The following is a 15,864-nucleotide window of genomic DNA, read 5'->3' as shown; positions in this document are numbered from 1 at the left end:
CAATTGGACTCGAGGCTATCACGCTTTTGTTATCGTCTTGCCAGAAACAAGAAGCGGAGCCCTGGGGCTCCGCTTCCATTTCGTTAGCTATCCGGCTTGGCCGACACCCAAAACGCGGTTGCGTTGGGCGATGAAGGCTTGGTCCGAGATCCTCGACCAGTTTCCGAGATCGCGACGGGCGTTCTGGAAGCTCTCATCGATGCGTTGGGCCAACGGGCCGTGAGCGCGGACGTCGACGAACACTTCCTCGGCGGCCTCGCCGAAGGCGTCGTAGACGTCGTCGTTGAACTCACGAAGCTTGACGCCATGATCCTGGATCAAAACTGCCAAGGACGAGCCACTGTTGGCATTATATTCCGCCATCATGACATCGTTCTCCATGGCCGCCGCCGATTCGATGATCAATTGATTCGGCCTCGATAGCCCCTCCCAAAACGACTTGTTCAGACCGAAGGCCAACATCGAGCCGGGCTCGTGCATGCCGGGATAGTAATAATACTTGGCGGCCTCATAGAACTTCATGAAGCCGTCATTCCAAGGACCAACCCATTCGGTGGCGTCAATGGCTCCGGATACCAGATTCTCATAGATCTGGCCGCCGGGCAGGGACACCGGAGACGCGCCGAGCTTGGCCATGACGTCACCGCCGAGGCCGGGAATGCGCATCTTCAGACCCTTCAGGTCGTCCGGGGAATTGATCTCCTTGTTGAACCAGCCGCCCATCTGACAGCCGGTATTGCCGGCCATCACGCCTTTGATGCCGAACTCGCCGGCCAACTCGTCCCACAGCTCTTGGCCACCGCCAAAGCGGATCCAGGCGTTCATTTCGGTGTAGGTCAGGCCGAACGGCACCGACGTATAGTAGGCCCACCCGGGATGCTTGCCCTTCCAGTAGTAATCCGCGGCGTGATAGGCCTGCGCGTTGCCCGATGCGACTTCGTCGAACGAATCGAACGCCCCAACGCGCTCACCGGCGGCGAAGTATTCGACCTGGATGTGGCCATCGGTCATGTCCGTAATACGCTGCGCCAGACGCTGGGCACCCGTGCCAAGACCGGGAAAATCACGCGGCCAAGTTGATACCATGACCATTTCGACACGGTCCTGGGCGATCGCGGGTGCTGCGAGAGTAGACGCAGCGGCTGCAGTGCCGACACCAGCGACACCCGCCTTTTTCAAGAATTGACGCCTCTTCATGTTTTAGCTCCCTGTTTTCGGTTTGAATTTGTGAGTGCTTCAGTCGCACGCTGGCAAAAGACATAGCAGAAGAGGTTGGTCCCCTCAAGCGGGTCTCACCCCTGCACGGCGGTAAATCTCAGCGTGAACCGGCCTGGCGCGGCATGCCGTAGGCGGCCTGATGGGAATGGCTGCGAAGGCTTGGACATCTGGCTGCGATCGAAGTCCGCTCCGCAATTGGCGGCCGGCTCGCCTTGCCTGCCGGATCATCGCGCGGGCGCGAATACTTTCCGCTCTATATGCGGGCCCAACCCTTTCCGCCAAGGGCTTCGATCGGTCGAAATCGCGTCTTGTAGGACATTTTGGGGCTCTCTTCGATCCAGTAACCAAGATAGACGTAAGGTAGGTTGCGCCGCCTCGCTTCATCGATTAGCCATAGAATCATGAAGGTTCCTGGGCTCGCCGATTCGTGGGCGGGATCGAAGAAACTGTAAACCGCAGAAACGCCGTCCCCAAGTTGGTCTGCCAGCATCGCGCCAATCAATTCGCCGGACGATTTCCGGAATTCCGAAACGAATGTGCTAACGGCGGTTTCTTCGATCATCGCCCGATATTGGGCGAAGGTCATTTCGGCCATATCGCCGCCGGGATGGCGAATGCGCTGATATCGCTGAAAGACATGAAACTGCTCGATCGTGGCGCGAGCTTCCGCCAGCACGACAATGGTGTCCCGGTTGCGGCGGCGAATTCTCAACAGCGATTTATCAGGCTCGAAATCATGGGCGACGATCCGGACCGGGATGCAGGCCGCGCAATTGGCGCAGGCGGGCCGATAAATTATGTTGTGGCTGCGTCGAAAACCCGCATGGGTCAGAGTGTCGTAAGACTCCATAGCGCTGGCGTCGTCAAGCTCGGCGAATATCAACTGCTCCATGAGCCCGGGGAGGTAGGCGCAGGGACGCGGCGCCGACCTGTAAAAACGAAGCGGTGCTACCAGTTTCGGCGGTCTTGTTGGCGCGCTCATGGCCGGCTCCCCGAACCTTGCTCAGCGTCGTGTCCAAAGAACCCGGCGGCAATATTCGCCGAGATATGGACCAAGTCGATTTGAACCCCATCCAGGAACTCATTCAACCCCATGGCGAGAATATTTGTTTCGCGGGCATTCTGGAGTTTATCGATAAATGATTCGGCGCTTTCGATTGCCCGAGCGCCGCCGTGCAGGTCGAAACGCGACCGCAAACTCGCCAGCGTTTGAATTATGCGGTCGGCGCACAAGGCGAGAGAACGTGGAAATTCCGGATTCAGAAGCAGGAACTCGACGACACTCTTGGCACTCATGCCACTCGGATAATGGCGTCGATAGGCGTGGTATCCGGCAAGCGACCGGAGCAAGGTATGCCACTGATTTATATCTAGGATACGGCCGACTTCATCCCGTTGGGGGAGCAAGAGGTGGTATTTTATGTCGACGACGCGGGTCGTCTGGTCGGCCCTCTCGATCGCACGGCCCAATTCATAAAACAGCCATCCTTGGTCGCGGAAGAACGTGCCTTCGGTGATGCCGGTATGGGTCTGGCAATTTTCCTTGATGACGGCGCACAGGCGTGACAACTCCGATAACGCCATGCGCGATGACGCGGTTCCTCGAAGCTGATTGTAGAAGACATTGAGGTGCGTCCACATTTCCGTGCTGATCAGCGGACGCAAGGTACGCGCGTTTTCCCGCGCCATTCGAATGGTCGAGATGATCGATGACGGGTTTTCCAAGTTCATGACATAGAAGTCGATGACGCCGGCCGCGCTGGCCTCGCTATGATGCTCGAAGTACCGCCCTTCGTCGGCGTAAAGCTGAACAATGGAAAACCAATTCTTGGCCCCCGGCGTGTCGCGCGAGAAGCTCTCCTGGACATCGAGGATACGAGCCAGGTTTTCCGCCCGCTCGACATATCGGGCCAGCCAGAAAATTGATTCCGCATAACGCGCCAGTAGCTCGGTACCCGGTTCGCCGGGTTTCATGACAGCACCCAGGTATCCTTGGATCCGCCACCTTGGGAGGAATTGACGACCAGCGAGCCTTTGCGCAGTGCGACGCGGGTCAAGCCGCCAGGCAATACCCACGTATCGCGGCCGGTGATGGCGAACGGACGTAGGTCGACGTGCCGCGGTTCGATGGCCGTCTCGGCCAAGGTCGGCGACACCGACAGGCTGACCACCGGTTGGCTGATATAGTTGCCTGGATCGCCAAGAAGTTTGGCGCGAAATTCCTCGATCTCCGCCCGCGTCGCATGGGGCCCGACGAGCATGCCGTATCCACCCGATTCGTTGACCGGCTTGATGACCAACTCATCGAGGTGATCAAGAGTGAATGCGAGCGCGTCGGGCTCGGCGCAGATATTGGTCTGAACGTTGGGTAAGATCGGTTCCTGGTCCAGGTAGTATTTGGTCAGGCGCGGCATATAGGCATACACCGCTTTGTTGTCGGCCACTCCGGTCCCAACCGCGTTGGCGATCGTGACGTTGCCTTTGCGATAGCAATCGAATAACCCGGGGACGCCGAGCATGCTGTCCGGGCGGAAAGCACGTGGGTCGAGGAAATCATCGTCGATCCGTCGATATATGACGTCGACCGCGGTCGGTCCGGCGGTCGTTTTCATGAACACTCGATCATTCGCGACGATCAGATCCTGGCCTTCGACCAGGGGGACGCCCATTTCCCGGGCGAGGAAAATGTGCTCCGAATAAGCGGAGTTGAATGTTCCCGGCGATAGCAGAACGACCATCGGCGAACCGATTCCTGCCGGGCCTACCTCGACCATGGCGTCATGCAGCCTTTGGCCGTAATCCTCAACCGGACGGACCTCCATGTCGCCCATCAAATCGGGGAAAGCGCGCTGCATCATGTGGCGGTTTTCGACGACGTATGACACGCCAGACGGCGTCCGCGCGTTGTCCTCAAGGACGAGAAACTCGCCGTCGGCGCCGCGCACGAGGTCAGTGCCGCAAATGTGGACATAGGTGTTGCAGGGGACATCGATCCCCACCATCGCCGCGCGATAATTGGGATTGCCGTAAATCAATTCCTTCGGCACGACGCCGTCGTTGACGACTTTCGCATCGTGATAGATATCGTGGAGAAAGGCGTTTAGCGTCGCAACACGTTGAATAACGCCAGCTTCGATGCGGGCGAACTCATCGTTGGCGAGCACGCGCGGAATCACGTCAAATGGCAGGATCCGGTCGATCGCCTCGCGGTCCGTGTAGACCGTGAAGGTGATGCCGAAGTTATAGAGCTCTCGGGCAACGTCCTCCGCCCGACGTTGCAGCTCGCCAAAATCCATTGCATCGAGACAGGCTCGAATGGCCGCGGTGTGCACGGGCGGCGAATCGCCGGTCCCGCATAGCTCGCAGTAAAAGCCCGCCGCATCGTACCCGGCCAGCAGGCCGGCATGCTTACCGTCCTCCACGCCTCGATCTCCGCATGCTGGCCATCGTCTCTGTCGTACCGAAAATCCGAGCCGTGTGTTTCGCCGTGTCCGGCATCGCTCCGATCTTCATCCCATTCGGCGGCGCAGGTGATTGAGCAAATCCATGCGCGTGATGAGACCGAGAAATCTTTCACCATCCTTCACGATAGCAACCATGCCTTGACGAAATATCGACAACAGCTCTTCGGCGGCCGTCGTCGGTCCGACGAATGAAAGATTGCGGGTCATGGCCTCGCGCACCGGAGCTTGAAATTGGTCGTCATGACCATAAACCGCCAGCAGGATGTCTTCCTCGTCGATGATGCCGACGACATCCTCGTCGTCGACCACAGGTAGTTGGGATACGTCATAGAGCTTCATCCGCCCCAGCGCGCCGAGTAGAGATTCGTCGGGGCCGACGGTGACGACCGCGTGTTCCTCGTATTTGCGGGCGATCAGATCACGAAGGTCACCGTGCTGCTCGAGGTCGATAAATCCCTGATCTATCATCCAGAAGTCGTTGTACATCTTCGACAGATACTTGTTTCCGCTGTCGCAAACGAACGTCAGCACTCGCTTGGGCGAGGATTGCTCGCGGCAATATCGGAGCGCGGCCGCCAATAGCGTGCCGGTGGACGAGCCGGCCAGGATGCCTTCGGCGCGCAGCAACTCGCGCGCGGTCAAGAAGGCTTCCTTATCGCCGATCGTATAAGTACGACTGACCCGGGAAAAGTCGCTGACCGGGGGCACGAAGTCCTCGCCGATTCCTTCGACAAGCCACGATCCGACATCGTTGGGTATCTCGCCGGTGGTGACGTAGGACGCCAGGATCGATCCCTCCGGGTCGGCCAGAATCATTTCGGTGTTGGGTGAAACATCCGCAAAAAACCGGCTCAGTCCGGTGATCGTGCCGCCCGAACCGACGCCGCATACAATCGCGTCGACGTCATGGTCCATTTGCACCCAGATTTCCGGCCCGGTCGTTTCGTAGTGCGCCTGGGGATTGGCTGGGTTGCCGAATTGATTGATGAAGACGCCGCCCGGCGTGTCCTTGGCAAGTTGCTCCGCCCGATCTTGATAATATTCCGGATGACCCTTGCCGACGTCGGAGCGGGTCAGGACAACTTCGGCGCCCATCGCCTTAAGATTAAATATCTTTTCCTGGCTCATCTTGTCCGGGACGACGATGAGCAGTCGATAGCCCTTTTGTGCCGCGACCAGTGCCAAGCCCAGCCCCGTATTGCCCGCAGTCGCTTCGATCAAAGTGCCGCCTGGTCCGATCCGTCCCTCGCGTTCGGCGGCCTCGATCATATAGAGGCCGATACGATCCTTGATCGATCCTCCGGGATTCTGGCTTTCGAGCTTGGCGAAAAGGCGGCAAGGACCGGTATCGAGACGATTCAATTCGACCACCGGGGTGTTGCCGATCATGTCGAGCACGCCATCGAAGGTCTTCACATCGGGTATGCGGTGCTTCTGATCCGAGGTCGTCGCCGTCATTCCGCCTAGGTCCCTTCCGCTTCGGTGGCCTTCATCATGCGCGTCGGATAGCCTTCTTCTTCCAACGCGGAAACGATCGCCTGGGCATGCTCGATATCCCGAGTCTCGACAACGACATCGAGTTCGGCGAGTTTCACGGGCACATCGTAAAACATTCGTTGATGATAAACCTCAACGATATTGCCACCCAATTTTCCTAAAATCTCGGACACCTGGGCCAGAGCACCGGGCTGGTCGGAGATTTCCACTCTTATCTTGACCAACCGACCGTCGCGCACGAGGCCGCGAACCAGGATGTTCGACAACAGACGGGCATCGATGTTTCCGCCTGAAATGATCAAGCCGACCTTGCGTCCCGCGAACCGCTCGGGGTTTGCGCGAATCGCGGCGAGCGCGGCACCGCCGGCGCCTTCGGCCACGGTCTTCTCTATTTCGATCAGTAGTTGGACGGCATCCTCGAGGGCGCTTTCACCGACCAGCAGAAGATCGTCGACCAGCGATTCGACAATTGCTCGGGTAAGTTTGCCTGGGCTCTTAACGGCGATTCCTTCGGCGATCGAATGCCCCGAGGCTTTGAGTTCCAACCCGTGTACGGCTTGGAACATGCATGGATAGAGCTCCGATTCGACGCCGATGACTTCGATCGTCGGTTTGATCGCCTTGGCCGCGATCGCACATCCGGAGATCAGCCCGCCGCCGCCGACCGGGACGACGACTACATCGAGGTCCGGCGCCGTCGCAAGCATCTCCAGGGCGACGGTGCCCTGTCCGGCAATGATTTGCTCGTCGTCGAATGGATGGATGAACGCAAGTTTGTCAGCCTTTTCCCGGCGGTGGGCCTCTTCCGCCGCCTCACTCAATCCATCGCCATGGAGTGCCGTACAAGCGCCGAACCGGTGTACCGAGCGAACCTTATTGAACGGCGTCGCACGCGGCATGACAATTGTCGCCGGAATACCGAGGCGTCCGGCATGATAGGCGACGCCTTGGGCATGATTGCCCGCTGATACGGCAATAATTCCGCGCTCCCGTTCGGCCGCCGACAGCGACGAAAGCTTGACCAGCGCCCCGCGGTCCTTGAATGACCCGGTGTATTGGAGGTTCTCGAATTTGAGCGACAACTCCGCTCCGGTGATATCCGATAGCGTCCGCGACGCGACGGTCGGTGTCGCGACGATTTGACCTTGCAGCAGCTCGGCGGCCTTCCTTATGTCCTCGAATGACACTGACATGGCTTGCGAAGCCTATGGTTTCGACGTGAGCGTTAGCACGCCGAGCGCATCCGCAGCTAGCGAATCCCGGTCCCCCGCAATCTTGAGATAGCGAAAGTCGCGCCACGATACGAGGAAACTGTCGTAGAACGGCGAAAGCGGATTGCCGGACTGCCCGGTCGCCTGAATAAAGAGCGATTGGGAGAGATCGGAGAGATCGTAAATCGCTCGATATCCGGCGCCGTGGACGGCGGCGAAAGGCGCCTTATCGTTGCCGATGCTCGACGAATTTCGGTTGATCGTGTAGGTGCCGCCATCGACCGCGATGGCCAAATTGGCGAGGTCTCGGATCAGCGGGATCACGTCGAGGACGCGGTTCTTGAATTCGGCTCGGTGCGGAATTGCCCAGAACCACTCGAGTGGGTCATCGCCGTATTCGGCCGCAAGCCTGGCGATGGCGCGATCGAGCGCCAAGGCGATGCGCGAATCGCAGTCTTCTGTTCCGGCAGTCGTTATGTCGTCGCACCATTGACCCGCGTCACTCAAGATATGGAATACGACCTCCGCGCGCAGTCCCCAGTAACTTTCGAAGAGATCGCCAAGTTCGTCGGCGTAAAGCGCACGGTTGAGTTCGCGAAGCCAGGCCGTGAATATCAACGGCTCGGCTTGGTCGCGAAACATGCTGTAGTCCCAATTGGAAAGCAGGGCCCTAGCCCCATCAGCCCTGTCGCCTAGGGCCTTGGGCGCCAGCATCAAAGGCAGAAGTTGGCGCGCGGCACCGGACAGGTTGTCGGCCTGCATGTCGATGAAAAGGTTGGTGTCATAGGGCCCGGCACCGTCAAGCAACTCATCGATCCTTTCGGCGCGGTACTTGTTCTCCCAGTCGCGTCCGAGAAAATAGGGGTAAGACGGCGGCACGATGGCGTTGTTGGCGTTGACGATTCGGCCCGACGAGGGATTGAAGCTTTGCGGCAACTGATCGTAGGGGATGTATCCGTCCCATGCGTAATCGTCGGTCCAGCCGGGTACCGGCAGCCAACCGTCGCCGCGGCGCCGAATCGGCACCAGCCCCGGCGTGATAATACCAATGTTTCCTGCGATATCGGCATAGACGAAGTTTTGCTGCGGTACCGCGTAATCGCGTAGGGCCTCCAGCGCCGGTTTCCATCCGATTGCTCGATTGAGCCTTAGCATGGCCTGAGCGGTCAGATCGCCGGGCTGGAGAAACGCGGCCTTCAATGCCAAAACATTGTCGCCGATGGGTAGCTGGCCATCGTCGACCCAAAGATCGGAGACCACCGGCCCGTGACGGCTGCTGCGAACTGTCCAGGTGATCGGATCGCCACCTCGGACCTCGATAATCTCCTCGCGGGTCTCGAACCTCATCGGCCCGCGCGGCGTCTCATACATGTCCGGTGCTTCAGGGACCACCCGTTCAATGAAGAGGTCAGAGACATCGCTTTCGGTCGTGGTCAATCCCCATGCGATGTGATTGTTGTGTCCCAAAAGCACGATCGGAACACCGGGGACGGTCGCCCCGACAACACTCAATCCCGGCGCTTCCAGGCGCGCCAGGTACCACAGGTTGGGGGCCTGGTAACCGAGATGGGGATCGTTGGCGAGAAGCGGAAATCCGGTCGCCGTTCGGTCGCCGTCGACGACCCACTCGTTCGAGAACCCGGGTGCGCCGGCCAACGCCGGAAGAGGTGCGGTGCCGGCAAGAGCGGCGACCTCACGGTGTAGATCGCTCAGCGAAGTAAGCGTCGTTGGACTGTTCTTTGAGTTGTCTGGCCACAGGTCGCGGAGCTGCGCCGCATCCAAGTGCCCGCTCAGCAGGAGGCGGAGCCGTTCCTTGAACCAATTGCCGCTCAATTGCAGGGTCATCAATTTGCCCCATACAATCGAGTCCGCCGGCCGCCATGGTTCGGGATCGACCCCGGCGACCAAAAAATCCGGGGGCAGCGAACCCCCGCGCGCCTCCAGGTAGGCATTGACTCCGGCGCTGTAGGACATCAGCACCGCCCGACTGTCGGGGGCCAGCAGGTCGACTGTTTGCTCGGCGAGCCGGTAGAAATCGAGCGTGCGGATCAGCTTGTCGATACCCACGCCTGCTTCGCCGGCGATCTCGGCGACTCGGCCTTGTCCGAGCCGGCGGATCATCTCCATTTGCCACAGGCGATCCTGGGCGTGGATGTAACCAAGGGCGAAGAACGCGTCTTCGGAGCTGGAGGCGAAGATATGCGGTATCGTGCGCTGGTCGCGGATGACCTCGACGGTCGCGGTCAGGCCGTCAAGTTCGACCGAATCGTTGTAGTCGGATACCGAGGTGGTCAACCACCAATAGCCGCCGACCACCAGGACGGAAATCGCGGCTAAACCAAATATTAGGAATCCGAGAATTCGATACAGCCATTTTCGCACAGCGGATTTCCGCCCTTTAGCGGCCGACGCCCAGGCCGGCACGTTCTCGCCGCGCGGACCCGTCGCCAACCAGCATCTTGGCGACCGACGGTGGTGTGGTTATCGACAATGGAGGCGTATCAACCGCCATTGGCAAACGTACTCTCATAGCGCTGCCGTAGGACGTTTTTCTGCACCTTGCCCATTGTGTTGCGAGGCAGCTCATCGACGAGAAAAATTCTTTTCGGCACCTTGAACCGCGCGACCTCGTCTTTCAGCTGGGCGATAATGTCCGCCTCACCAAGGCCGTCGGCGCCGTCCCTGAGCGTGACTACCGCCGCCACGGCCTCGCCAAAATCGGGGTGGGCCAAACCAATGACCGCCGATTCGTCTACGCCGTCGATGGCATCGATGAAGCCCTCGACCTCCTTCGGATAGACGTTGAAGCCGCCGGATATAATGAGGTCCTTTGAACGTCCGACGATATGGATATAGCCGTCGGCGTCAACCCGCGACAGGTCACCGGTGATAAAGTATCCGTCGTCACGGAATTCCTGTTTGGTCTTTTCCGGCATCTGCCAATAGCCGGAGAATACGTTGGGACCGCGCACCTCAAGCACGCCGATCCCGCCGGGCTCGATCTCGGCACCTTTATCGTCGCTTATCCTGACGTCGACACCGGGCAGGGGCGGCCCCACTGTCCCGGCGACGCGACGGCCGTCGAGCGGGTTCGAGGTATTCATTCCGGTTTCGGTCATCCCGTAGCGTTCGAGGATTTCATGGCCGGTACGGGCGGCGAAATCCTTGAAGGTCTCTTCGAGAAGCGGTGCCGAACCGGATATGAACAGCCGCATCGAGCGGCAGGACGGCAAGCCGAAGTCTTCACGAGCCAAGAGGCGCGTATAGAATGTCGGTACGCCCATAAAGACCGTCGCGCGCGGCAGCAGGCGGATGACCTCGTCGATATCGAATCTCTCGAGGAACAGCATCGAGCTGCCGTTGAGGAGGACGCAATTGAGCCCGACGAACAGACCATGGGTATGGAATATGGGCAGCACGTGGAGCAGTACGTCGCTCTCCCGGAATCCCCAAAGCCGATGCAAAGTGATTCCGTTCGAAGACAGGTTGCGATGACTTAACATGGCGCCCTTCGAGCGCCCCGTGGTCCCGGACGTATACAGAATCGCGGCCAGGTCGTCGGCGTCGGTGGCAACGGTTTCAAAAGTGTCGGCCAAGGTCGCGGTGTCTTGGGCCAGACTGCCGTCGCCGCGCCGACCCAGCGTTATCACATGGGGCACCTCGTGTTCGCCCGCTATCGCTTGGGCCTCCGAAAGACGATCGGGCTGGCAGACGAAGACGCGCGGCGCGGCATCGCCGAGGAAGTAGGCGAGCTCGGTCTTTTGGTAGGCCGTGTTGAGTGGCAGCAACGCGGCACCGGCCCGCAGACAGGCGAGGTAAAGGAAGACATTTTCCGCCGATTTTTCGACCTGCACCGCGACCCGGTCCCCCTTCGCGACACCCAAGGACCGCAGCAAGTTGGCATACCGTGCCGACGTGACCTCGAGGTCGTGATAGGTGTAGATCTTGCCATCAACCGTCTCGACAAAGGGCGCCGTGCGATCGGCCGGGAAACGGCTTTCAAACAAGCTGTAAAGATTATTGGACATCGGGATCATTCGGTCCTCAGAGATGCCGCGAGACAATACGCGGCGTCGAGGCGAATTCAAGCGAAAGCCGCTTGATGTAAGCCGGTTGCCGGTCTACCTGTGCATTCCCGGCCGGGACGACCGAGTCACCGCAACCGATCATGGCGCCGGGCTGCACGCCGTATCGACGGGCAAACGGTCCAAGCATGGGCGCATATATATATGAGAAATAGGATTAAATAATATTCATAAAATTATGAAAACACACAGTTATAAATCGCTAAACAAAACGGGTTTCCATCGCGTGGCTTACACCGAGTGGGGTTCGGAACTGGCCGAGAAGACACTTATCTGTGTCCACGGCTTGACCCGCAACGGGCGTGATTTCGATGCCTTGGCGGGCGCGCTTTCGAAGGACTTTCGGACCGCTTGTCCGGATGTCGTGGGGCGCGGCAAAAGCGATTGGCTGGGTGATAAATCCGCCTATGGCTATCCGCAATATCTGACCGATATGACAGCGCTCATCGCGCGCCTGAACCGAGAGCAGGTCGACTGGGTCGGAACGTCGATGGGCGGCCTTATCGGCATGTTCATGGCGATGCAGCCCAACTCGCCGATACGACGGCTGGTGCTTGTCGACGTCGGACCCTTCATTCCAAAGGCGGCTTTGCTGCGCATTTCCTTCTACGTTGGTACCGATCCAACCTTCGCCGACATTGGTGAAGTCGAAGCCTATTTGCGTGACGTCGCGGCCCCGTTTGGACCTTTGACGGACGCCCAATGGCGCCACCTTGCCGACCACGGCATGCGCCGCCGCGATGATGGATCGCTGACGTTGCACTATGACCCGGGCATCGCCGAGGCGTTTAATACCGGGCCGATCGACGACATCGACCTGTGGCCGGTATGGGACGCCATTCGCTGTCCGGTCCTGGTCTTGCGCGGCGAGACGTCGGACCTTCTGTTGCCGGAAACGGCGGCGGAAATGGCGGTGCGGGGGCCAATGGCCCAAATAGAGGAGATTGCGGGATGCGGGCACACGCCGATGGTGATGGATGACCGGCAGATCGGTCTGGTCGGCGATTGGCTACGGGCGACGGAGTGAGGACCGATGACGATCAGTTCTTTCCGCCATTTCGGCCGCGTCTGCCGTGGTTCGGCGGCGACCTTCAAACGTTGCGAAACATATTGACGCAAACCGACGCCGATCTCTCGCCCTGGCCGTTGGAAAGGATCCAATTCGCCATGGCGGACGGTGACCGATTGATCGGCGCGCTCCATCGACCCGGCCTAGAATCCCCGGGGAAACCGATCGCTATTCTGATCCACGGCCTGACCGGTTGCGAGGACAGCATTCATGTCCGAGTCACCGCCCATCACTTGCTGCGGCACGGTTACCCGGTCGTGCGGCTCAATCTCCGCGGGTCGGCGCCGGCACGCCCAACCTGCCGGGGGCAATATCACGCGGGCAAGAGCGAGGACATCGCCGCCGTCTTCGAGCAGATCGACGAGCCGGCCGGAATTGTCGCCCTCGGCTATTCCTTGGGCGGCAACGTGCTCTTGAAGCATCTGGGCGAGGCCGGGATGGCGGCGAGATTGCGCGGCGCCGTGGCGATTTCGGTTCCGCTCGATCTGTGCGCGGCGTCTCGCACCATGCGCCGGCCGCGCAATCGGCTCTATCACGATTACATTTTGAACCGGATGAAGGAGGAGGCGACGGCCGCCGGCGCCGAACTTAGCGAAGATGAGCGCAGGACCATAGAGGGCGCCAAATCCGTCTATCAGTTTGACGATCGTTTCATTGCGCCGCGCAACGGGTTCGACAGCGCGGACCACTATTACCGGCAATGTTCATCCCGGGAATTCATCGACGGAATTGCGATTCCGACTTTGATTGTACATGCTCTCGATGACCCCTGGATCTCACCGAACGCCTATCTTGAAGGGGATTGGTCGCGCACACCCAACGTGCGCTTGTTGTTGTCGCGACATGGCGGCCACGTTGGATTTCACGGTTCCGGCGATACGGTACCCTGGCATGATCGATGTGCAGAGGCATTTTTCGGAAGCCTTTGAACGGAATCCCGATGACCGTTCATGGCCTTCTCTTTTTGGTGTGCGCGGAATGTTACAGTGCCCACGAAAACCCTGTTTGGACTATACCCAATGGCTGAAAAGTTAGAGCCGAAAACCGATCGGCCTGGGAGCAGGCTGGTTCTGTTCATGGCCTGCCTCGGGACGCTTGTCGTCGCCTTCAACACCACGGCCGTGGTAACGGCCATCCCCGAGATCAAGCGCGACCTGGTTATGGGAGCCGAGGCCCTGCAATGGGTCGTTAGCGCCTACATGCTTGCCTGCGCGTCGCTTGTCGCCGTCGTCGGACGGTGCGCGGATATTTTCGGCAAACTCCGAATTTTCACCCTCGGGCTGGCCACTTTCGCGATCGGCTCGGCGGCTGCCGTGCTGGCAACTGAAACGGTGCTGATGCTGTTCGGGCGAATATTGCAGGGAATCGGCGCGGCTTCGATATTTGCCACGCCGGTCGCGATCTTGAGTGTGACGACGCCCGAGGCGAAGCGCGCGACAGTTGTCGGCCTGTGGGGTGGCATGGTCGCACTCGGGTTCGGCATCGGGCCAATCACCGGTGGACTGCTGACGGCATATATCGGATGGCGGGCAATTTTTGTCTTCGATATCATCTTGTTGTCGTTTGCCCTCGGGCTCGCCTGGCGAGTCGGAAAAGCGGCGATCATCCCAAAAGAAACGCATCGCGACGCCAAGCTGGATAATCTCGGTGTGGTGTTCTTGGTCGTGACGCTCGCGACCCTTGCCTATGGCCTCACCAACGCCCATGTGGCCGGGTGGTGGTCATTCGACACATTATCGACGCTGTCGGTTGCGATCGTTGCCGCGGCGGCGTTCGCCATTGCAGAACGGCACGCAGCGGATCCGCTGATAAATTTCCGCTACTTCACGAAGCCCCGATTTGTCGCCGCGACCGCAGGCATGTCCATCGTCGGCTTCGTGATGACTGCCTTTCTCTACTTTTACAATTTGTTCGTTCAGGCGCCCGGCACCATGCATCTTTCGCCGATCAATGCCGGTTTGTCGTTGTTGCCGCTGACGGCGATGATGTTTGCATTATCGATTTTGGCACCCCGGCTCCTCGCCCCATATAGTTTTCGATGGCCGACCGTCATCGGCATGGCCTTCTTGGTGGTCGGCCTCTGGCTTCTTCATTACACGACCGACCAATCGGCCTACGGCGATTTTTGGTGGGTATTACTGCTCGTCGGCGCCGGATTCGGCCTGACGATGCCTCTGTTGCCGCGTGTTGGTCTCCGCGTATTGCCCGACGGAGACGCCGGCCAGGGGTCGGGCACGATCAACACCTGTCTCTACTTCGGCTGCACGATGGGCATCGTCGCCGGCGGGCTGGTGACGGCCCATGTCGAGCACGCGGCGGTTGCCGCCGTCGTCGCGACCGTGCATTCGGGGCCGGCCGATCAACTCGGTCTGATCCATGAGCTCGCCCATGGCTCGGCCGCCGATGTCAAACAGGCCCTGGCCCAGTTCACGGCGGCGGACGCCGAAACAATCAAGGCCACGCTGATCGGCGTCCTCGACGACACTTTCGACGACGTCATGGTCATGGCGTCCCTGGTAGCATTGCTTGGATCGGCCTTGTGCGTCTGGCTGATGCGCGGCCCGATCGCGAATATGGGAAAGGCATCGCAATGATCGATTGGCCTATTGCTCACCATGTCGGGCGGCAGTGGAGGGTGAGTCTGGCGCCTATCGGCGCGACGCAATCGCTGTTGACGCTAATTCCTTCGCGCGAAGGATGCGCCAATCCCGTCAAACTCGGCCGAGTAGGCTATCCGGAGCGATATCGTAAGGATCCGAACCGCATTGGTGAGTAAGGTCCTGGCCGAAGGGCGAACGGGCAAGAACGGCTGACACGGCGTCGTCGGTCTGCTTCGCCAATTCGTCTATGGTCGTCTGGCCGGATACGAGGACGTGAATGACGCTGACCGGCTTGGGCGCGATTCGGCGATGCGCTGGATCGTCGGCGGCAAGGCGGATTCGCGTGGGCGTGGATCAACCAGCCAGATGGGTCGGTTCGAGACCGAGTTGCTGGCCACGGATACCAACCTGGCCGCTGTCACCAGTCTTTCCGGCCAATGGATCGACCGCGTTCAAGTTCGCCGCCTGCCGAGGGCTTCAAGAACTCGATCCGGCTTCCCGCCAACAAGTCGAGAGAGTTCCACATGGGAATCCCAGCCAAATTGGAATGGTCAGGATTTCGTTCTGGACGATGCGGTTTTCCGGGCGATGGGGTTAGAGCGCTATGTGTTCACGTCGAATCAATTCTGTTGCGATTTGAGGGCGGCGGCCCGCGAGGCGCCGTCCGAAACGCGATGCCGAAGCATCGGGTGAGGGCGGCAACGACGCGGAGGCCCGCCC

The 15,864-nt window shown here is 59.7% G+C and carries 12 protein-coding genes; 4 read left to right on the top strand and 8 right to left on the bottom strand.

Annotated elements, in window-relative coordinates; genetic code table 11:
* Positions 1–87: 87 nt before the first annotated feature.
* From GY791_20750 to GY791_20715, 8 genes are all read right to left on the bottom strand, one after another.
* Positions 88–1,197 carry a TRAP transporter substrate-binding protein gene (locus GY791_20750; GenBank protein ID MCP4330826.1) on the bottom strand — a complete coding sequence of 370 codons (1,110 nt, stop codon included), beginning with the start codon at positions 1,195–1,197 and terminating at the stop codon, positions 88–90.
* Positions 1,198–1,471: 274 nt separating this feature from the next.
* Positions 1,472–2,200 carry an arginyltransferase gene (locus GY791_20745; protein ID MCP4330825.1) on the bottom strand — a complete coding sequence of 243 codons (729 nt, stop codon included), beginning with the start codon at positions 2,198–2,200 and terminating at the stop codon, positions 1,472–1,474.
* Complete coding sequence (locus GY791_20740; protein ID MCP4330824.1) at positions 2,197–3,192, bottom strand: alpha-E domain-containing protein; 996 nt, start codon at positions 3,190–3,192, stop codon at positions 2,197–2,199. Before GY791_20740 ends, GY791_20745 begins: the two co-directional genes overlap by 4 nt.
* Positions 3,189–4,616: a circularly permuted type 2 ATP-grasp protein gene (locus tag GY791_20735; GenBank protein ID MCP4330823.1), complete on the bottom strand. Its 1,428-nt coding sequence runs from the start codon at positions 4,614–4,616 to the stop codon at positions 3,189–3,191. The genes GY791_20740 and GY791_20735 overlap by 4 nt, the downstream gene beginning before the upstream one ends.
* A 111-nt stretch (positions 4,617–4,727) precedes the next feature.
* Positions 4,728–6,140: a pyridoxal-phosphate dependent enzyme gene (locus GY791_20730; protein MCP4330822.1), complete on the bottom strand. Its 1,413-nt coding sequence runs from the start codon at positions 6,138–6,140 to the stop codon at positions 4,728–4,730.
* A 5-nt stretch (positions 6,141–6,145) separates the two neighbouring features.
* The gene (locus GY791_20725; protein ID MCP4330821.1) at positions 6,146–7,372 is read right to left on the bottom strand and encodes a threonine ammonia-lyase; all 1,227 of its coding nucleotides are present in this window, start codon (positions 7,370–7,372) and stop codon (positions 6,146–6,148) included.
* Between the two features lie 12 nt (positions 7,373–7,384).
* Positions 7,385–9,772 carry a penicillin acylase family protein gene (locus tag GY791_20720; GenBank protein MCP4330820.1) on the bottom strand — a complete coding sequence of 796 codons (2,388 nt, stop codon included), beginning with the start codon at positions 9,770–9,772 and terminating at the stop codon, positions 7,385–7,387.
* 119 nt (positions 9,773–9,891) lie between these two features.
* The gene (locus GY791_20715) at positions 9,892–11,418 is read right to left on the bottom strand and encodes a malonyl-CoA synthase (GenBank protein MCP4330819.1); all 1,527 of its coding nucleotides are present in this window, start codon (positions 11,416–11,418) and stop codon (positions 9,892–9,894) included.
* A 235-nt stretch (positions 11,419–11,653) separates the two neighbouring features.
* Here GY791_20715 and GY791_20710 point away from each other — a divergent pair, with 235 nt between their 5' ends.
* From GY791_20710 to GY791_20695, 4 genes are all read left to right on the top strand, one after another.
* Positions 11,654–12,502 (top strand): alpha/beta hydrolase, encoded by an 849-nt coding sequence (locus GY791_20710; GenBank protein ID MCP4330818.1) that lies wholly within the window; start codon positions 11,654–11,656, stop codon positions 12,500–12,502.
* A complete protein-coding gene (locus GY791_20705; GenBank protein ID MCP4330817.1) occupies positions 12,499–13,473 on the top strand; it encodes an alpha/beta fold hydrolase in 975 nt (324 codons plus the stop codon). Before GY791_20710 ends, GY791_20705 begins: the two co-directional genes overlap by 4 nt.
* A gap of 90 nt (positions 13,474–13,563) precedes the next feature.
* Positions 13,564–15,138 (top strand): MFS transporter, encoded by a 1,575-nt coding sequence (locus tag GY791_20700; GenBank protein ID MCP4330816.1) that lies wholly within the window; start codon positions 13,564–13,566, stop codon positions 15,136–15,138.
* A gap of 234 nt (positions 15,139–15,372) precedes the next feature.
* Complete coding sequence (locus GY791_20695) at positions 15,373–15,837, top strand: hypothetical protein (protein MCP4330815.1); 465 nt, start codon at positions 15,373–15,375, stop codon at positions 15,835–15,837.
* The last annotated feature ends 27 nt before the right edge of the window (positions 15,838–15,864 follow it).

Source organism: Alphaproteobacteria bacterium, from assembly GCA_024244705.1.
Classification (GTDB): Bacteria; Pseudomonadota; Alphaproteobacteria; order JAAEOK01; family JAAEOK01; genus JAAEOK01.
Note: the sequence above shows the minus strand (reverse complement) of the source record. Positions and strands in the feature narration are given on the sequence as shown.